Below are 17,607 nucleotides of genomic sequence, written 5' to 3'. Positions count from 1 at the left end.
AAATGGCACACCTTTGGCGCGGAGTTCTCCGCGAATATGCAGATCGTCTTGGCGTCACTGACGCCTCGAGTGTCGTCACCCTCGGCGAAGGTGGCACGCCGCTGCTGCCGGCGCCATCGTTGTCACGCCGCACCGGCGCCGACGTATGGGTGAAGTTCGAAGGAATGAACCCGACGGGGTCGTTCAAAGACCGCGGGATGACAGTGGCGCTCTCGCGTGCCGTCGAACACGGTGCCAAGGCGGTTATCTGCGCCTCGACGGGCAACACCTCAGCATCCGCCGCCGCGTACGCGGCGCACGCTGGAATCACCGCCGCCGTGCTGGTGCCGGAGGGCAAGATCGCCATGGGCAAGCTCAGCCAGGCGGTCGCGCACAACGGTCGTCTGATTCAAGTGCGCGGAAACTTCGACGACTGCCTCGAGATCGCACGCGAGCTTGCCGATAACTACCCCGTGCACCTCGTCAACTCGGTCAACCCCGACCGCATCGATGGCCAGAAGACGGCCGCCTACGAGGTCGTCGAGGTGCTCGGCGATGCTCCCGACTTCCACTTCATTCCGGTCGGCAACGCGGGCAACTACACCGCATACTCGCGCGGCTACACCGAAGAAGCCGAGCGCGGCGTCTCAACTCGCGTGCCGCGGATGTTCGGCTTGCAGGCCGAGGGCTCAGCGCCGTTTGTTCGTGGTGAGGTCGTGAAGAACCCCGAGACGATCGCCAGCGCGATTCGCATCGGCAACCCTGCTTCGTGGGACCTCGCGCTTGCCGCGCGTGAAGCCACCGACGGCTGGTTCGGCGCAATCGATGACGAGCGCATTCTTGCCGCGCAGAAGCTTCTCGCCTCTGAGGTCGGCATCTTCGTCGAGCCCGCATCTGCGATCAGCGTTGCCGGTCTGCTCGACCGCGCTGAAGCGGGAATCATTCCTGCCGGCTCACGCGTCGTTCTCACTGTCACCGGTCACGGCCTCAAAGACCCGCAGTGGGCGTTGCGCAACGCTGACGGCACCGACGTGACTCCCACGGTTGTTGACGCAGCTACCTCAGAGGTCGCATCGGTTCTCGATCTTCAGCCGGTCCAGGCCTCGGCGTGAACGCGGCGCTTTCGCCGGCGCCCGGGCGGAGTGTCGTCGTCAGGGTGCCGGCAACCAGCGCCAATCTTGGCCCCGGGTTTGACACTCTTGGACTAGCTCTGAGCGTGTACGACGAACTCGTGGTCACCGCCCTTGCGGAGGGCGAACTCGACATCGAGCTCACTGGCCAAGGCATCGACGACGTTCCCCGCGATGCCTCGCACTTGGTTGTGCGCACCATCGCGTATGCGTACGAGGCTGTGGGTCGGCGTATGCCCGGCCTGCGACTGGAAGCACACAACGTCATTCCGCACGGCCGAGGAATGGGCTCCTCTGGTGCGGCCGTTGTGGCCGGCTTGCTCGCAGCCAAGGGTTTGCTTGCTGGCGATGTTGAACTCGGCGACGAAACCCTGCTGCGACTTGCGACGGAACTCGAAGGCCACCCCGACAACGTTGCCCCCGCGCTGTTCGGCGGGTTGACGATCGCGTGGGTCGACGAGACCGGACCGATGCACAAGAAGCTGCTCGTACACCGTGGCGTCTCGCCGCTCGTGTTCGTTCCCGAGTTCACGATGTCGACCAGCGTGGCTCGCAGCCTGCAGCCGTTGCACGTTCCGCGTGAAGACGCCGTTTTCAATGTGTCGCGCTCGGCGCTGCTGATCGCCGCTCTCACGCAGAGCCCTGAGCTTCTGCTCGCCGCAACCGAAGACAAGCTGCACCAGAACTACCGCGCGCAGGCGATGCCCGAGACCACTCGACTCGTGTTGGAGTTGCGCGCACAGGGATTCGCGGCTGTTGTGTCTGGTGCCGGGCCGAGCGTTCTCGTTCTGGCTGACGGGCCAGGGCAGCGGCTCGCTGCCGCCGAGTTCGTGGCCACCCAGATTGACACCCCGTGGGAGGCGCTGATGCTGGCTGTCGACTTCAAGGGTGGTACAGTGAAGGAGTACGCGGAGGGTTCCACGCAAACAGCGTGACTCTGGCCTCCGTCGCAAATCTGCGAAATTTCCGCACGGCCGTCTGTTGACGAACTCTGACCATCACTTGGGTATCCGAACCCGTCTTCAGCAGGTGTCTGCCCCGCAAACATCCCGTGCGAACGTGCATATTCCAATCGTTTTGACAAGGGAGAACTCGTGGAGTCCATCTCCGAGATCCACACCACCGACAATTCAGCTGAAGAGCGCGTAGACGCACCTCAGAAGGCTGAGTCAGTGGAGACCACTACCGACGCCGCGGCATCAGCACCGGCTGAAGCGCCAGCGAAGGCGCCACGTAAGCGCGCCCCCCGACGCGCCAAGACTGCAGATGTCGAGGCAGCAGCAGCTGACGCCGCAAGCGCTCAGCAGAGTGCGCCCGCTGCGGCAGCGCCTGCTGAGGCAGACAGTGCGACCACCGCGCCGGCTACCGCTGAGTCGCCAGCTGCGCCTGACTCGTCTGACGCTGCTGCTGCGGATGACGCATCGAGCGCACCGGTCAAGAAGCCCGTGCGCAAGCGTCCGACCAAGGCTGCTGCTGCGAAAGCTGCTGCGGAAAAGGCAGCCGCCGCAGAAGATGCGAACAGCGCCGCGGCTGGCACCGAAGCGCCAGTCGCTGCCGATGACGCGCCCGCGGCGACCCAGAACGACGGCGCCGCGAAGAACGACAACGCTGCGAAGAACGACGACGCTGCGAAGAACGACGACGCCGCGAAGAACGATAACTCGGCCAAGAACGATAGCGACGCGAAGAACGACGGCGACAACGCGAGCGACAACGGCGCGCAGTCTGACGGCGACGACTCAAGCGAAGGAACTCCTTCGCGTGGGCGCAACCGCAACCGCAACCGCAACCGCAACCGCAACGCACAGGGTGGCCAGAGCAACGGTCAGAACGCGCAGGGCGGTCAGCAGAACAATGGCCAGAGCGGGCAGGGCCAGCAGAACAACGGGCCGCAGCCCGACAGCGACGATGATCAGTCGCAGTCGCAGTCGGGTGGCCGCGGCCGTCAGCGCAACAAGCGTCGCGGCCAGCCGGGTGACGAGTTCGAAACTGAGATCAACGACGACGACGTTCTGATTCCGATCGCGGGCATTCTCGACGTTCTCGACAACTATGCATTCGTGCGCACGTCGGGCTACCTGCCCGGAAACAGCGACGTCTATGTGTCGCTCGGTCAGGTCAAGAAGTACAACCTGCGCAAGGGTGACGCTGTCGTGGGCGCGATCAAGCAGCCACGTGAAGGCGAGCAGTCGGGCCGGCAGAAGTACAACGCTCTGGTGAAGGTCGACGCGGTGAACGGCTTGTCGGTTGACGATGCCGCAGCGCGCGTCGAGTTCAACGAACTCACACCCCTGTACCCTCAGGACCGCTTGCGCCTTGAGACCGCTCCTGAGAAGCTCACGCAGCGAATCATCGACCTGGTGGCACCGATCGGCAAGGGCCAGCGCGGCCTCATTGTCGCTCCGCCCAAGGCCGGAAAGACGATCGTGCTGCAGCAGATCGCCAACGCGATCGCTACGAACAACCCCGAGGTGCACCTCATGGTCGTCCTCGTGGATGAGCGCCCCGAAGAAGTGACCGACATGCAGCGAACGGTCAAGGGCGAGGTCATCGCCTCGACCTTCGATCGTCCGGCAGAAGATCACACCACGGTCGCTGAGCTCGCCATTGAGCGGGCGAAGCGTCTCGTTGAGCTTGGTCGCGACGTCGTCGTGCTTCTCGACTCGATCACTCGCCTCGGCCGTGCCTACAACATCTCGGCTCCCGCTTCGGGCCGTGTGCTCACTGGTGGTGTCGACGCTTCCGCGCTCTACCCGCCCAAGCGGTTCTTCGGCGCTGCACGCAACATCGAAAACGGTGGATCGTTGACCATTCTCGCGACGGCACTCGTAGAGACCGGCTCGAAGATGGATGATGTGATCTTCGAAGAGTTCAAGGGCACCGGCAACAGCGAACTTCGTCTGTCCCGCCAACTCGCCGACAAGCGCATCTTCCCCGCTGTTGACGTCAACGCTTCAAGCACACGTCGCGAAGAGATGCTGCTGTCTAACGACGAGGTCAAGATCACGTGGAAGCTGCGTCGCGCCCTTGCGGGCCTTGACACCCAGCAGGCGCTCGAAGTGGTGTTGGGTAAGCTCAAAGAGACACAGTCCAACGTTGAGTTCCTGGTTCAGATGCAGAAGTCGATTCCGGCGCCAGCATCTGGCAACGGACACGGCCACACAAACGACAACAGCATTCGCTGAGCGACGGGGGAGCACCACGTGTTCGACTCCGTAAAAACGCTGGTCGAAGAGCACCAGGCCCTTCAAACTGAGCTTTCCGATCCCGCTTTGCACGCTGATGCTCGGCGTGCGAAACGAGTCAATCGGCGTTACGCCGAACTGAGTCGCATCGTCGCCGCGCACGATGCGTGGCTTGCAGCTGCAGACGATCTTGAAGCGGCCAGGGAACTCGCGAAAGAAGACGAAGTCTTCGCCGAAGAGGTGCCGGCTCTTGAAGAGCTAGTGGAGCAGACGCAAGAGAAGCTACGCCGTCTGCTCATTCCACGCGACCCCGACGACGCGCGTGACGTGATCATGGAGATCAAGGGCGGCGAAGGCGGCGCGGAAAGCGCGCTGTTTGCGGCTGACCTGTTGCGCATGTACATGCAGTACGCCGCCTCGAAGGGGTGGAAGACCGAGCTGCTCGAGCGCAACGAATCCGATCTGGGCGGCTATAAAGACGTTCAGGTCGCGATCAAGGGCTCGTCGAGTGACCCCGCGCAGGGTGTGTGGGCACACCTCAAGTACGAGGGTGGCGTGCACCGCGTCCAGCGTGTGCCAGCTACCGAGTCACAGGGGCGCATCCACACCTCGACGACAGGTGTTCTCGTCTTTCCCGAGGTCGATGAGCCAGACGAGGTCGCGATCAGCCCCAACGACCTGAAGATCGATGTGTTTCGGTCTTCCGGTCCGGGTGGGCAATCGGTCAATACGACCGACTCCGCCGTGCGCATCACACACATTCCGACAGGCATTGTGGTGTCGATGCAGAACGAGAAGTCACAGCTGCAGAACCGCGAAGCGGGAATGCGCGTGCTGCGCGCGAGGATCCTGGCGAAGCAGCAAGAAGAGATCGACGCAGCAGCCTCAGACGCGCGCAAGTCCCAAATCCGTGGGATGGACCGTTCCGAGCGAATCCGCACCTACAACTTTCCCGAGAACCGCATTGCCGATCACCGAACGGGGTACAAGTCGTACAACCTCGATCAAGTGATGGACGGCGCGCTCGACCCGATCATCGAGTCCGCTGTGAGCGCTGACGAAGAAGCGCGATTGGCCGCACTCGGCTCGGAGTCTTAGGCTCCGCCTTTCTCGGCCGCTGGCTAGCGTTCACTGAAGCGTGTCGACGTTGGGCGCGGGTTCTTTGCAACGCTATGCTCGCGGCATGATCATGTTTCTCATTCGCGCGCTGATTTTCGTTGCTTCGGCGGCACTGGGCATTCTGGTAGCTGACTGGGTCCTTGAGGGATTCGTCATTGACTGGAGCGATTGGTGGGGCTTTGTGCTCGCCGTGCTGATTTTCGCGGTGCTGCAGAGTGTTCTTGCGCCCTGGATCACGAAGGTTGCCCGTCGAAACGCACCTGCTCTTCTGGGCGGCATCGGAATCATTTCGACCCTCGTGGCGCTGTTGATCGTCGTGTTGCTGCCCATCGGCGGCATTCGCATCACCGACGCCCTCTCATGGGTTCTTGCTCCGGTCATCGTGTGGGCGGTTACCGCCTTGGCCACATTGCTGCTGCCGATGATCTTTATCAAAAAGAAGGTAGAAGACCGCCGCGACGCGAATTAGCCGCAGAGACGACAAGCGGCCCTGTCTTCGCCAATCGGCGAGGACAGGGCCGCTGTCGTTATTCAGATGCTGTAATCGGGTGCGGTCAGGATTGCTCTCGTATCTTCACGCTGGCGGCGCGCGCGCGCCTTCGCCGGAATGCCGACCAGCACGCTGTCCGCAGGAGCGTCACGTGTGACCACGGCGTTCGCGCCGACGACGCAGCCGGCTCCAAGTGTGATCGGTCCGAGAACCTTGGCGCCAGCGCCCACTGCTACACCGTTGCCCAGCGTGGGGTGGCGCTTGCCGCCCTCGCGCTGGCGGCCGCCGAGCGTGACACCGTGATAGAGCATCACATCGTCACCGACTTCAGCCGTCTCGCCGATCACGACACCCATCCCATGATCGATGAAAAAGCGGCGACCGATCGTCGCGCCCGGATGGATCTCGATTCCGGTCAGCCAGCGGGTGAGCTGCGATCCCGCTCGCGCGAGAAAACGCAAACGTCGAGACCACAAGGCATGCCAGACCCGGTGCGCCCAGAGTGCGTGAAGTCCTGGGTAGAGCAGCGCAATCTCGAGCGAGCTACGCGCGGCGGGGTCGCGCAGCTTTGCGGCGTTGAGATCCTCGCGAAAGCGCGCAACGACATCTGACGAAGCCACCGCAGCGAGTCCGCGTGGTGAAGCGTTAGGCACAGCGATTATTCAGCGCTGAGGTTCTCGAAGAGCACGGTCGACAAGTAGCGCTCACCGTTCGACGGGATCACGACCACGATGTTCTTGCCCGCGGCCTCGGGGCGTGCGGCGATCTGCAGAGCCGCCCACACCGCGGCACCCGAAGAGATGCCAACGAGAATGCCGTCCTTCGTGCCTACGGCACGCGCGGTCTCGACAGCATCTGACAGCTCCACATCGATGACCTCATCGATGACGCTCTGGTCGAGGATCTCGGGAATGAAGTTGGGGCCGATGCCCTGGATCTTGTGGGGGCCTGGCGTTCCCTTGGTCAAGAGCGGCGAGTCAGCGGGCTCCACGGCGATGACCTTCGCGTTCGGCGCCTTTTCTTTCAAAACCTGTCCGACGCCGGTGATCGTGCCGCCAGTGCCAATGCCCGCGACGAAGTAGTCGACCTGACCATCGGTGTCGCGAAGAATCTCTTCGGCAGTGGTGGTGCGGTGGATAGCCGCGTTTGCCTCGTTCTCGAACTGCCGAGCCAGCACCGCACCGGGGGTCTCGGCGACAATCTCGGCAGCCTTGTCGACCGCACCGCGCATACCCAAGGCGGGCTCGGTGAGAACAAGCTCAGCGCCGTAGGCCTTGAGCAGCAGGCGACGCTCAATCGACATCGACGACGGCATCGCGAGAATCACGCGGTAACCGCGAGCGGCTCCGACCATTGCCAGGGCGATACCGGTGTTTCCACTGGTGCCCTCGACGATGATTCCGCCTGCCTTCAATTCGCCTGACGCTTCAGCGGCATCGACGATGGCGATGCCAAGCCGGTCTTTGACGCTCGAGGCGGGGTTGTAGAACTCCAGCTTTGCCAGCACGTTGCCTTCAACGTCTTCTGCGACGCGGTTCAGGCGAACCAATGGAGTGTTGCCGAAAGTGGAGGTGATGTCGGGATAGATACCGGGCATGTGTGAGCCTTTCACGGGTGGTAGTCGCGTGCGATGGCTAGCCTAAGGGAGCGATCCCGAAAGGGGCCTTGTATGACGATTCAATTCATTTCGCCTGGATTTGACGCCGGGCGTATTGTTTATAGCGCTTATGGCTCCCGTTCATTCCCCCCAGGCGATTTCGCCGTCACTTCGGCGCGCGTCAGCGGCGCTTCAGCGCGCCGGCATCACTGACCCCGACGTTGATGCTGAGTTGCTCGCAGCGTTCGTTCTGGGGTCGAGTCGCGGGGGAGTGCAAGCCAGCGCCGTGCGCGGCGACGATTTCACTGCAGAGCAGACCGCTCACTTTGAGCAGCTTGTCGCACGACGCCTCACCCGCGAGCCTCTTCAACACATCACGGGCTTGGCGCCGTTTCGGCACCTAGAGCTACGCGTTGGCCCAGGAGTGTTCGTGCCCCGCCCCGAGACCGAGATGGTCGCCCAGCTGGCCATTGACGCGCTCGGCGCGGTGGCGTCGCCTGCCCCTATCGCCGTTGATCTCGGCACCGGTAGTGGGGCGATCGCCTTGGCGATGGCAACGGAAGTGACCCACGCTCGCGTTTTCGCGGCAGAGAACTCGGTCGAAGCGTTCTTGTGGACGAAAGAGAATTTCGCGAGGGTGGATGCTGAAAACGCCACCCTGGCATTCATCGACCTCGCGCAGGCCTTTCCTGAACTCGATGGCACAGTTTCGGTCGTGGCATCCAATCCGCCGTATGTTCCCGACGATGCGATTCCGCGGGATCCCGAGGTGCGCTTCTTCGATCCCGAAGTAGCCCTGTACGGCGGCGCAGACGGGCTCGACGTCGTGAGAATTCTCAGCCAGGTCGGTCTGCGACTCGCGCACCCCGGCGGCACCATCGTGATCGAGCACGGCGAATGGCAGGGCGCCGGTATTCGCGAGATCCTGGCCCGTGACGGTTGGTTGGGTGCGGCAACTCACCCCGACCTCACGTTGCGTGACCGCGCGACCACCGCTTTGCGGCCGTGAACTCCCGTTCGATTCGGGCTGCGCTCAGCAGTCACAATTAGACTGTGCCCGACATGTCTGAGATCTTCGATTGCCGTGATGAGGCGCAGGTGCTCTCGGGCATGCGCCAAGCTCGCCAGGCCATTGGCCGTGGTGAACTGGTTGTCCTTCCCACCGACACCGTCTACGGGGTCGCGGCAAATGCCTTCGATGCCGCGGCAGTGCAACGGCTTCTCGACGCGAAAGGCCGCGGACGCCAGTCGCCGCCCCCGGTTCTCGTGGCGGGCGTCACCACGCTGCGCGCTCTGGTCGCCGAACTTCCAGAAGCCGTGGAGCGGCTCGTGGAAGCGTTCTGGCCGGGTGGGCTCACCATCGTGTTGCCAGCCCAGCCCTCACTCACCTGGGATCTCGGCGAGACGCGCGGCACTGTCGCGCTGCGCATGCCCGCACACCGCATTGCGCTCGAACTTCTCGAAGAGACCGGCCCGCTCGCGGTTTCGAGTGCGAACCGAACGGGCAAAGCGGCCGCGATCACGGCAGAAGAAGCGCAGGACATGCTTGCCGACAGCGTAAAGGTCTATCTCTCGGACGGCATGGCTACCACCGGCATTGCGTCGACGATTGTTGATGCGACCGGATTGATCGGCACGGACGAGAAGATCGTCAAAGTGCTGCGCGAAGGCGCGGTGAGCCGTGTGCAGCTGCGAGAGGTTCTCGGGGATCTGTTAGAGCCGGACGTCGCGTGAAGCAATACGTCTTCACGATTCTCTTCACCGCCACGCTGGCCTTCGTTCTTTCGTGGGTCGTATGGCGCGTGAGCATCCGCTACAAGCTGTACCCAGGCATCCGTGAGCGCGACGTGCATAAGACGCCGACTCCACGGCTCGGCGGGGTGGCGATGTTTCTCGCGGTCACCGCAGCCATACTGCTCTCGTCGCAGAACCCATTCTTTGCGATCGTTTGGGCTGAACCGCAGCGCGTATGGGCGATCTTGGGCGCGACCGCGCTGATCGTATGCGTGGGACTGGCAGATGACCTGTGGGATCTGGATTGGACCATCAAGCTCGGCGCCCAGTTCCTTGCCGCTGGCATCATCGCAGGAATCGGCCAACTGCAGATTGTGTCGCTCCCTATCGGCGGCCTCGCGGTGGGCTCGAGTTGGGTGAGCTTCACCCTCACGGTGTTCTCGATAGTGATCGTGATGAACGCGGTCAACTTCATCGACGGTCTGGACGGCCTGGTCGCAGGCGTCTGCCTCATCGCAAACTCCGTGTTCTTCGCCTATTCCTACCTGCTCGTGCGCGACATCGGCGCCAGCAGCTACTTCAACCTCGCCTCATTCATCGCCGCGGTACTCATCGGAGCATGCATCGGCTTTCTTCCACTGAACTGGAGCCCGGCGAAGCTGTTCATGGGCGATTCTGGTGCGCTGATGCTCGGTCTGCTCATGGCATGCTCCGCCATCGCCATCACCGGGCTTGACCCAGCGCTGATCGGTGACAACGATCAGTTCGGACGCTCGCAACTGCTCGGTGCCTTCATTCCGATCATCTTGCCCGTCGTCGTTGTGCTCTTGCCGTTGCTTGATTTTGCGCTGGCCGTGATCCGACGTATGGCTGCCGGAAAGTCACCGTTCTCGCCAGACCGCAAACACCTGCACCACCGCATGCTCGACATGGGTCACTCCGACCGCGACGCCGTGCTGATCTTCTATGCCTGGACCGCCATCTTCAGCCTCGCCGTGCTGCTGATGTACATCGGAACGCAGCAGGAGTGGCCGGGCAACTACTTGATCGGTGTCATCTTCGGCGTCGTGGGCATCATCGCCTGCCTCGTCGTCACCTTCCTTCCCTCGCGCCGACGTGCGCCCGCGCCCGCACTGGAGAACGCCCCATGACCAATTCGCCCGTCTCAAGCACACCGATTCTGCGAACCACCCTCGTGTGGTCGGCAGCCGTCACCGCCGCTCTTGCTGTGATCGGCGCGATCATCGGCTACGTCGTAGACGGCACCACCGGAATGCTCAGCGCGCTGACCGGGGTGCTGATCGCCGCGGTGTTCCTCGCGATCACAGGCGTCAGCATCCTGATCGCGAACCGATGGTACGGCGACGACCTCTACGTGCCGATCTTCTTCGGAGTGGTCTTGGGTGGGTGGATTCTGAAATTCGTCCTCTTCTTGGTTGCCATGCTCGTGCTCAGGGATCAGCCGTGGATCAATCCGACCATCTTTGTGCTTGCCGTGATCGCGAGCGTTCTCGCCTCGCTCGTGGTCGATGTCGTAGTGCTCACTCGCATGCGTGTGCCCCACGTGAGCGATGTCTCACTGCCTACCGACCCCGATGAGGGCGACAAGGTGGACGAGAAGCCTGTGAAAGACGAACTCTCTAAGAATCAGAAGCCGTCTGCGGCGGCAGAGGGCCCGGGAGTTTGATAGGCTCAATCTGCGCCCGCCCGCTTGCCTCGCAAGTACTGCGGCGTGACGCTCATCGACCATCGTCGCAACGGTTTACGCCGGTGCCCCGAAGCTGGAGTCAGCGCTGTTTACTCATGCTGCGACCCTGATCGCCCACGCCACTGCCGACGGAGGGGCCGAATTCCACGGACCCTCGGTCAATGAGTTCTTCCCTGAAGTTCTCTTCGACGCATTCGGTGTCGTTCCGATCACGCGAATTCACCTCATCCAGTTCTTGGCGACGCTCGCCGTCGTACTGATCTTCTGGCTCGGCACGCGCCGCATGAAGGTCGTCCCGGGACGTTTCCAGAGCCTGGTAGAGATGGGCCTGGACTTCGTCCGGGTCAACATCGGTGAAGACCTCCTCGGCAAGAAAGACGCCCAGCGTTTCTTGCCCATCCTTACGACGATGTTCTTCATGATCTTGTTCATGAACATCACGGGAATCATCCCGTTCTTGAACATCGCCGGTACCAGCATCATCGCTGTGCCGCTCACGTTGGCCATCGTGAGCTACGTGACATTCATCTATGCGGGAATCAAGAAGAGCCCGAAGAACTTCTTCAAGAACGCGTTGTTCCCCAGTGGCGTGCCGTGGCCCATCTACATCATCGTCACGCCGATCGAACTCATTTCGACGTTCATCATTCGCCCCGTGACGTTGACGTTGCGATTGCTGATGAACATGATGGTCGGTCACTTGCTGCTGGTGCTGTTCTTCGCGGCTACCCAGTTCTTCGTCGTCGACCTTGGCGGTTGGTGGACGCTTCTCGGCGCCGGCAGCCTCGCCTTCGGGTTCGTCTTCACACTCTTTGAAATCCTCGTGGCCGTACTCCAGGCTTACGTCTTCGCCCTCCTCACCGCGGTCTACATTCAGCTCGCGGTAGCGGAAGAGCACTAAGCGGGTCGGCTGCACGCCGCCCATAATCGAAAGGAAACACAACCCGTGGACGCAACTACGGTTCTCGCAGAGCTCAGCGGCAACGTCGCAACGATGGGCTACGGCCTCGCCGCCATCGGCCCCGCCATCGGCGTGGGTATCGTCGTCGGCAAGACCATCGAGGGTGTTGCTCGTCAGCCCGAGCTGGCTGGTCGCCTCCAGGTCCTCATGTGGATTGGTATCGCCTTCACCGAGGCGCTCGCCTTCATCGGCATCGCGACCTACTTCATCTTCGTCTGATCCGTTGACACTCAGCCTTAAGGAGACAGGATGCTAAACGCTCTTGTCGCGTACGCCGCGGAAGAGGGTGAAGTGACTAACCCACTCATCCCCGCTTGGTACGACATCATTTGGTCGACGGTGTGCTTCGTCGTCATCCTCGTCATCTTCTGGAAGGTCGCCCTTCCCAAGATGAAGGCGCTCCTCGACGAGCGTGGCGCGGCTATCGAGGGGAACATCGCCAAGGCTGACGAAGCGCAGCGCAAGGCCGAAGCCGCTCTCGAGGAATACACCGCTCAACTCGCCGACGCACGCAAAGAAGCCGGTGAGATCCGCGACGCTGCCCGTGAGGATGGCAAGAAGATTCTCGCCGAAGCCAAGGACTCTGCGACGGCTGAAGCCAGCCGTCTCACCTCCTCGGCTCATGCACAGATCGAGGCAGAACGACAGACAGCGTTCGTCTCACTGCGCAGCGAGGTCGGCACACTGGCACTCGACCTTGCTGGTGGAGTCATTGGTGAGACACTCTCAGACGACGCGAAGGCTCAGGCTGTCGTAGACCGCTTCCTCGCTGACCTTGAGGCATCTGAGGCAGAAAAGGCATCGAAGTAATGGGGAGCGCGACCACTCAGGCCCTTGCGGCAACGACGCGGGCACTTGATGCCGCGTCGGGCGTCAACCTCGACGTTGCTCGCGAGCTCTTTGCCGCGGCCCGCGCCGCAGGAGAAACGTCACAGCTGAGCGGCGCGCTTGCCGACTCCGCAGCCCCGATCGAAGCGCGACGGGCTGTCATTGCGTCGGTGTTCTCGCCGACATCAACGGCGACAACGAGCGCCCTGCTGAACGCTGTCGTCGATCAGCGCTGGTCTTCGGCTGCCGACCTCGTTGACGGTATCGAGGAGCTGGCGATCCGCGCGGCAGCGGTAGCAGAGCCTCAGGTCGACCTCGGCGCAGAGCTGTTTCAGTTCTCGCGGACCGTCGCAGAGAACCCTGAACTGGAGCTCGCTCTTGGCAGCCGCCTCGGCGATGTTGCGGCGAAGGGTGCACTCGTGCAGAACCTCCTCGGTACACGCGCGAGCGAAGCAACGACTGTGATCCTCGCCTCGATGGTGCAAGCACCGAACGAACGGCGCGTCCGCGAGCTGATCGCTCGTGCGTCACATCTTGTTGCCGATCAGCGCGGGCGCAGCGTAGCCACTGTTTACACGGCTGCACCGCTCTCGGCCGCGCAAGCCGAACGATTGGCTGCAACGCTCTCTCAGCGCTACGGCAACGCCGTAACGCTGAACACGGTTATCGACCCGTCAGTCGTTGGCGGACTCCGCGTGCAGATCGCGGATGACGTTATCGATGCAAGCGTGTCGGCACGACTGGCGGACCTGCGTCAGCGACTCGCTAGCTAGTACAGACTTCCCGCCCGGGTGGCGGAGAGATTTTGGGGCCACGCCCCACCGAGAAATATTGATTACAAAGGGAAGACAATGGCAGAAATCTCAATCAGCCCCGACGTCATCCGTGACGCGCTGAAAGACTTCGTAGCCGCCTACGAGCCCACCGGCGCTGCGGCTACCGAGGTCGGCACCGTCATCGACACTGCAGATGGCATCGCTCACGTCGAGGGTCTCCCCGGCGTAATGGCAAACGAACTCGTTCGTTTTGCCGATGGCACCGAGGGCCTGGCCCTCAACCTCGACCAGGATGAGATCGGTGTCGTCGTGCTCGGCGACTTCTCCGGCGTTGAAGCCGGCCAGCAGGTCACGCGCACCGGCGAGGTTCTCTCTGTAGCTGTCGGCGATGGCTACCTCGGCCGCGTTGTCGACCCGCTCGGAAACGCCATTGACGGTCTCGGTGAGATCGCGACGAACGGCCGTCGTGCGCTCGAACTCCAGGCTCCTGGTGTGATGCAGCGTAAGAGCGTGCACGAGCCCATGCAGACCGGCATCAAGGCAATCGACGCCATGATCCCGATCGGCCGCGGCCAGCGTCAGCTGATCATCGGTGACCGCCAGACAGGCAAGACGGCGATCGCGATTGACACGATCATCAACCAGAAGGCCAACTGGGACTCTGGCGACACCAACAAGCAGGTGCGCTGCATCTATGTCGCTATCGGTCAGAAGGGCTCGACCATCGCTTCGGTGAAGGGCGCGCTCGAAGACGCCGGTGCGATGGAGTACACCACCATCGTCGCCGCTCCCGCGTCTGACCCTGCCGGCTTCAAGTACCTGGCTCCCTACACTGGCTCGGCCATTGGACAGCACTGGATGTATGAGGGCAAGCACGTCCTCATCATCTTCGATGACCTGTCGAAGCAGGCCGAGGCCTACCGTGCAGTATCGCTGCTGCTGCGCCGTCCGCCGGGCCGCGAAGCATACCCGGGTGACGTGTTCTACCTTCACTCCCGTCTGCTTGAGCGTTGCGCAAAGCTCTCCGACGAGCTCGGCGCGGGTTCGATGACGGGCTTGCCGATCATCGAGACGAAGGCCAACGACGTGTCGGCCTACATTCCGACGAACGTGATCTCGATCACCGACGGTCAGATCTTCCTGCAGTCCGACCTCTTCAACGCCAACCAGCGTCCCGCCGTCGACGTGGGTATCTCGGTGTCGCGTGTTGGTGGTGACGCCCAGGTGAAGTCGATCAAGAAGGTTTCGGGAACGCTCAAGCTCGAGCTCGCGCAGTACCGCTCGCTCGAAGCGTTCGCAATGTTCGCTTCCGACCTCGACGCAGCTTCGCGCCGTCAGCTTGCTCGCGGCGCCCGCTTGACGGAGCTGCTCAAGCAGCCGCAGTACTCGCCATACCCGGTCGAGGAGCAGGTTGTTTCGATCTGGGCTGGCACGAACGGCAAGCTCGACACGATCGAGGTTGAGGACGTCCTCGACTTCGAGCGTGAACTGCTTGACTACCTACGCCGCAACACCTCGGTGCTCGACTCGCTTCGTGAGTCGAACGTCCTTGACGACGAAACCGTGGCGACGCTGAGCGCAAAGACCGATGAGTTCATCCTCGAGTTCCAGGCCGGTAAGGGCCAGGCAATCTCGAAGCCCGGCCACGAAGAGGTCGCGGCGGCTGAGGCGGATGACGTGAACCAGGAGAAGATCGTCAAGGGTCGCCGCTAAGGCGACACCGGACAGAGACAATGGGCGCACAACTCCGGGTCTACAAGCAGAAGATCACTTCTGCTCAGACGACCAAGAAGATCACGAAGGCGATGGAGCTGATTGCTGCTTCGCGCATTCAGAAGGCGATGACGCGCGTGCGCGCATCATCACCTTTTGCGCGAGCAGTGACGCGGGCCGTTTCTGCCGTGGCGACGCATTCGAACACCGATCACCCGCTCACCCACGAACGCGAGACGATCCTGCGTTCTGCCGTCGTGATTTTCACGTCGGACCGTGGGCTCGCGGGCGCGTTCAACTCGCAGATTCTGCGAGAGGGATTGCAGCTCGCTGAGCTGCTTCGCTCGCAGGGCAAAGAGCCGGTGTTCTACCTCGTGGGTCGCAAGGCTGTCGGCTACTTCCAATTCCGCCGCATTGCAAGCGCGGCCGAATGGACGGGCGACACTGACACCCCCCACTTCTCCACAGCGGAGGAGATCGCAGCGGTTCTGCTCGACTCCTACGATCGCGGTGGTGCTGACGGTGGCGTCGATGAGATCAACCTCGTCTACAACCGCTTTGTCAGCATGATGACGCAGTCACCCGAGACAGTTCGGTTGCTGCCACTCGAAGTTGTCGAATCAGACGAGCAGGAAACTGCACAGGTGTACCCGCTCTACGAGTTCGAGCCGGAAGCCGAAACCGTTCTAGACGCACTCTTGCCGGTGTACATCCAGAGTCGTGTCTTCAACGCTCTTCTGCAGTCGTCCGCAGCAAAGCATGCGGCAACTCAGAAGGCGATGAAGTCAGCCTCAGATAACGCCGACAAGCTCATCACCGACTACACCCGCCTGCGCAACAACGCGCGTCAGGCCGAGATCACGCAGCAGATCGCCGAAATCGTCGGCGGCGCCGACGCTCTGGCATCGGGCAAGTAGAAAGACGAAAGAGAAGAAGCCATGAGCCTCACCGAAGAGAAGACCGTGTCAACGGGCGTCGGGCGTGTTGCCCGCGTGACCGGACCCGTCGTCGACATCGAGTTCCCGCACGACTCGATCCCCGAGATCTACAACGCGCTCAAGACCACCATCACGATTGATGGTGAGTCGAACGAGATCACGCTCGAAGTTGCACAGCACCTCGGTGATGACCTCGTGCGCGCCATCTCGCTGAAGCCCACCGATGGCGTCGTTCGCGGCCAGGAAGTGCGCGACACCGGCGGCCCCATCACAGTGCCCGTTGGAGACGTCACCAAGGGCAAGGTGTTCAACGTGATCGGCGAGGTGCTCAACGCAGCCCCCGACGAGAAGATCGAGATCACCGAGCGCTGGGGCATCCACCGCAAGGCGCCGAGCTTCGACCAGCTCGAGTCGAAGACCGAGATGTTCGAGACCGGCATCAAGGTCATCGACCTTCTGACGCCGTACGTGCTCGGTGGAAAGATCGGTCTGTTCGGCGGTGCTGGTGTTGGAAAGACGGTGCTCATCCAGGAGATGATCCAGCGCGTCGCACAGGACCACGGTGGTGTGTCGGTGTTCGCTGGTGTCGGTGAGCGTACCCGTGAAGGTAACGACCTCATCTTTGAAATGGAAGAAGCCGGCGTCTTCGAGAAGACCGCCCTTGTGTTCGGTCAGATGGACGAGCCGCCGGGAACGCGTCTTCGCGTTGCGCTGTCGGCGCTCACCATGGCTGAGTACTTCCGTGACGTTCAGAAGCAGGACGTGCTGTTGTTCATCGACAACATCTTCCGCTTCACCCAGGCCGGGTCTGAGGTTTCGACACTCTTGGGTCGTATGCCTTCTGCGGTGGGCTACCAGCCGAACCTTGCGGACGAGATGGGTGTGCTCCAGGAGCGCATCACGTCGACTCGTGGTCACTCGATCACCTCGCTGCAGGCGATCTACGTGCCCGCCGATGACTACACCGACCCAGCTCCTGCGACCACATTCGCTCACCTCGACGCGACAACTGAGCTCTCGCGAGAGATCGCATCGAAGGGTCTTTACCCGGCCGTCGACCCGCTCACCTCGACCAGCCGCATCTTGGACCCGCGCTACATCGGTGCTGACCACTACCGCGTGGCTACCGCTGTCAAGCAGATTCTGCAGAAGAACAAGGAGCTCCAGGAGATCATCGCGATCCTCGGTGTCGATGAGCTCTCTGAAGAAGACAAGATCGTTGTCTCGCGCGCGCGTCGCATCCAGCAGTTCTTGTCGCAGAACACCTACATGGCTAAGAAGTTCACGGGTGTCGAGGGCTCCACGGTTCCGATCAAGGAGACCATCGAGTCCTTCGACGCGATCGTCAAGGGCGACTTCGACCACGTAGCGGAGCAGGCGTTCTTCAACGTCGGCGGTATCTCTGACGTGGAAGAGCAGTGGGCGAAGATCCAGAAGGAGAATGGCTGA

Annotated in this window: 18 protein-coding genes; 16 read left to right on the top strand and 2 right to left on the bottom strand. The window is 62.2% G+C overall.

What is annotated here, in order from left to right:
* The first annotated feature begins 2 nt into the window (after nucleotides 1–2).
* The 5 genes from thrC to WDU96_RS12290 all read left to right on the top strand — a co-directional run bounded on the left by thrC (nucleotide 3) and on the right by WDU96_RS12290 (nucleotide 5,882).
* Nucleotides 3–1,091: a threonine synthase gene (thrC, locus tag WDU96_RS12310; protein WP_337338814.1), complete on the top strand. Its 1,089-nt coding sequence runs from the start codon at nucleotides 3–5 to the stop codon at nucleotides 1,089–1,091.
* Entirely contained in the window at nucleotides 1,088–2,044 is a 957-nt protein-coding gene (gene thrB, locus WDU96_RS12305) for a homoserine kinase (RefSeq protein ID WP_337338813.1), read from the top strand. The genes thrC and thrB overlap by 4 nt, the downstream gene beginning before the upstream one ends.
* 159 nt (nucleotides 2,045–2,203) lie before the next feature.
* Nucleotides 2,204–4,294, top strand: coding sequence for a transcription termination factor Rho (gene rho / locus WDU96_RS12300; RefSeq protein WP_337338812.1), 2,091 nt, complete (start codon nucleotides 2,204–2,206; stop codon nucleotides 4,292–4,294).
* A gap of 18 nt (nucleotides 4,295–4,312) precedes the next feature.
* Nucleotides 4,313–5,392 carry a peptide chain release factor 1 gene (gene prfA, locus WDU96_RS12295; protein WP_337338811.1) on the top strand — a complete coding sequence of 360 codons (1,080 nt, stop codon included), beginning with the start codon at nucleotides 4,313–4,315 and terminating at the stop codon, nucleotides 5,390–5,392.
* An 85-nt stretch (nucleotides 5,393–5,477) separates the two neighbouring features.
* Nucleotides 5,478–5,882, top strand: coding sequence for a hypothetical protein (locus WDU96_RS12290; RefSeq protein ID WP_337338810.1), 405 nt, complete (start codon nucleotides 5,478–5,480; stop codon nucleotides 5,880–5,882).
* 62 nt (nucleotides 5,883–5,944) lie between these two features.
* On the opposite strand, the gene epsC is transcribed toward WDU96_RS12290, so the two are convergent.
* Both epsC and cysK read right to left on the bottom strand, forming a co-directional pair.
* The gene (gene epsC / locus WDU96_RS12285; protein ID WP_420063960.1) at nucleotides 5,945–6,556 is read right to left on the bottom strand and encodes a serine O-acetyltransferase EpsC; all 612 of its coding nucleotides are present in this window, start codon (nucleotides 6,554–6,556) and stop codon (nucleotides 5,945–5,947) included.
* 5 nt (nucleotides 6,557–6,561) lie between these two features.
* Nucleotides 6,562–7,500, bottom strand: a complete 939-nt coding sequence (gene cysK / locus WDU96_RS12280) for a cysteine synthase A (protein ID WP_337338809.1) — start codon at nucleotides 7,498–7,500, stop codon at nucleotides 6,562–6,564.
* 130 nt (nucleotides 7,501–7,630) lie between these two features.
* Between cysK and prmC the strand changes: the two genes are divergently transcribed.
* The 11 genes from prmC (at nucleotide 7,631) to atpD (ending at nucleotide 17,607) form a co-directional block, all read left to right on the top strand.
* Nucleotides 7,631–8,509, top strand: coding sequence for a peptide chain release factor N(5)-glutamine methyltransferase (gene prmC, locus WDU96_RS12275; RefSeq protein ID WP_337338808.1), 879 nt, complete (start codon nucleotides 7,631–7,633; stop codon nucleotides 8,507–8,509).
* Between the two features lie 53 nt (nucleotides 8,510–8,562).
* The gene (locus tag WDU96_RS12270) at nucleotides 8,563–9,234 is read left to right on the top strand and encodes an L-threonylcarbamoyladenylate synthase (protein WP_337338807.1); all 672 of its coding nucleotides are present in this window, start codon (nucleotides 8,563–8,565) and stop codon (nucleotides 9,232–9,234) included.
* Complete coding sequence (locus tag WDU96_RS12265) at nucleotides 9,231–10,385, top strand: MraY family glycosyltransferase (protein ID WP_337338806.1); 1,155 nt, start codon at nucleotides 9,231–9,233, stop codon at nucleotides 10,383–10,385. Before WDU96_RS12270 ends, WDU96_RS12265 begins: the two co-directional genes overlap by 4 nt.
* Entirely contained in the window at nucleotides 10,382–10,921 is a 540-nt protein-coding gene (locus tag WDU96_RS12260) for a Cg1360 family ATP-synthase-associated protein (protein WP_337338805.1), read from the top strand. The genes WDU96_RS12265 and WDU96_RS12260 overlap by 4 nt, the downstream gene beginning before the upstream one ends.
* 106 nt (nucleotides 10,922–11,027) lie before the next feature.
* Entirely contained in the window at nucleotides 11,028–11,843 is an 816-nt protein-coding gene (atpB, locus tag WDU96_RS12255; protein WP_337338927.1) for a F0F1 ATP synthase subunit A, read from the top strand.
* A gap of 45 nt (nucleotides 11,844–11,888) precedes the next feature.
* Nucleotides 11,889–12,122, top strand: a complete 234-nt coding sequence (gene atpE, locus WDU96_RS12250) for an ATP synthase F0 subunit C (protein ID WP_045274135.1) — start codon at nucleotides 11,889–11,891, stop codon at nucleotides 12,120–12,122.
* A 30-nt stretch (nucleotides 12,123–12,152) separates the two neighbouring features.
* Nucleotides 12,153–12,713 carry a F0F1 ATP synthase subunit B gene (locus WDU96_RS12245; RefSeq protein ID WP_337338804.1) on the top strand — a complete coding sequence of 187 codons (561 nt, stop codon included), beginning with the start codon at nucleotides 12,153–12,155 and terminating at the stop codon, nucleotides 12,711–12,713.
* Nucleotides 12,713–13,504, top strand: a complete 792-nt coding sequence (locus tag WDU96_RS12240) for a F0F1 ATP synthase subunit delta (RefSeq protein WP_337338803.1) — start codon at nucleotides 12,713–12,715, stop codon at nucleotides 13,502–13,504. Before WDU96_RS12245 ends, WDU96_RS12240 begins: the two co-directional genes overlap by 1 nt.
* Nucleotides 13,505–13,582: 78 nt before the next feature.
* Nucleotides 13,583–15,220, top strand: a complete 1,638-nt coding sequence (gene atpA / locus WDU96_RS12235; RefSeq protein WP_337338802.1) for a F0F1 ATP synthase subunit alpha — start codon at nucleotides 13,583–13,585, stop codon at nucleotides 15,218–15,220.
* Between the two features lie 20 nt (nucleotides 15,221–15,240).
* On the top strand, nucleotides 15,241–16,137 hold the full coding sequence (locus WDU96_RS12230) for a F0F1 ATP synthase subunit gamma (RefSeq protein ID WP_337338801.1): 897 nt from the start codon (nucleotides 15,241–15,243) through the stop codon (nucleotides 16,135–16,137).
* A 21-nt stretch (nucleotides 16,138–16,158) separates the two neighbouring features.
* Nucleotides 16,159–17,607, top strand: coding sequence for a F0F1 ATP synthase subunit beta (gene atpD, locus WDU96_RS12225; RefSeq protein WP_337338800.1), 1,449 nt, complete (start codon nucleotides 16,159–16,161; stop codon nucleotides 17,605–17,607).

Source organism: Microbacterium marmarense (genome assembly GCF_037204165.1).
GTDB lineage: Bacteria > Actinomycetota > Actinomycetes > Actinomycetales > Microbacteriaceae > Microbacterium > Microbacterium marmarense.
This window is presented reverse-complemented; position numbering and strand designations above follow the sequence as displayed.

Excerpts from the sequence above, each read along its gene's own strand:
- thrC (WP_337338814.1), top strand. The coding sequence starts at position 3 with ATGGCACACCTTTGGCGCGGAGTTCTCCGCGAATATGCAGATCGTCTT.
- WDU96_RS12290 (WP_337338810.1), top strand. The coding sequence starts at position 5,478 with ATGATCATGTTTCTCATTCGCGCGCTGATTTTCGTTGCTTCGGCGGCA.
- cysK (WP_337338809.1), bottom strand. The coding sequence starts at position 7,500 with ATGCCCGGTATCTATCCCGACATCACCTCCACTTTCGGCAACACTCCA.
- prmC (WP_337338808.1), top strand. The coding sequence starts at position 7,631 with ATGGCTCCCGTTCATTCCCCCCAGGCGATTTCGCCGTCACTTCGGCGC.
- WDU96_RS12270 (WP_337338807.1), top strand. The coding sequence starts at position 8,563 with ATGTCTGAGATCTTCGATTGCCGTGATGAGGCGCAGGTGCTCTCGGGC.
- WDU96_RS12260 (WP_337338805.1), top strand. The coding sequence starts at position 10,382 with ATGACCAATTCGCCCGTCTCAAGCACACCGATTCTGCGAACCACCCTC.
- WDU96_RS12245 (WP_337338804.1), top strand. The coding sequence starts at position 12,153 with ATGCTAAACGCTCTTGTCGCGTACGCCGCGGAAGAGGGTGAAGTGACT.
- WDU96_RS12240 (WP_337338803.1), top strand. The coding sequence starts at position 12,713 with ATGGGGAGCGCGACCACTCAGGCCCTTGCGGCAACGACGCGGGCACTT.
- atpA (WP_337338802.1), top strand. The coding sequence starts at position 13,583 with ATGGCAGAAATCTCAATCAGCCCCGACGTCATCCGTGACGCGCTGAAA.
- WDU96_RS12230 (WP_337338801.1), top strand. The coding sequence starts at position 15,241 with ATGGGCGCACAACTCCGGGTCTACAAGCAGAAGATCACTTCTGCTCAG.
- atpD (WP_337338800.1), top strand. The coding sequence starts at position 16,159 with ATGAGCCTCACCGAAGAGAAGACCGTGTCAACGGGCGTCGGGCGTGTT.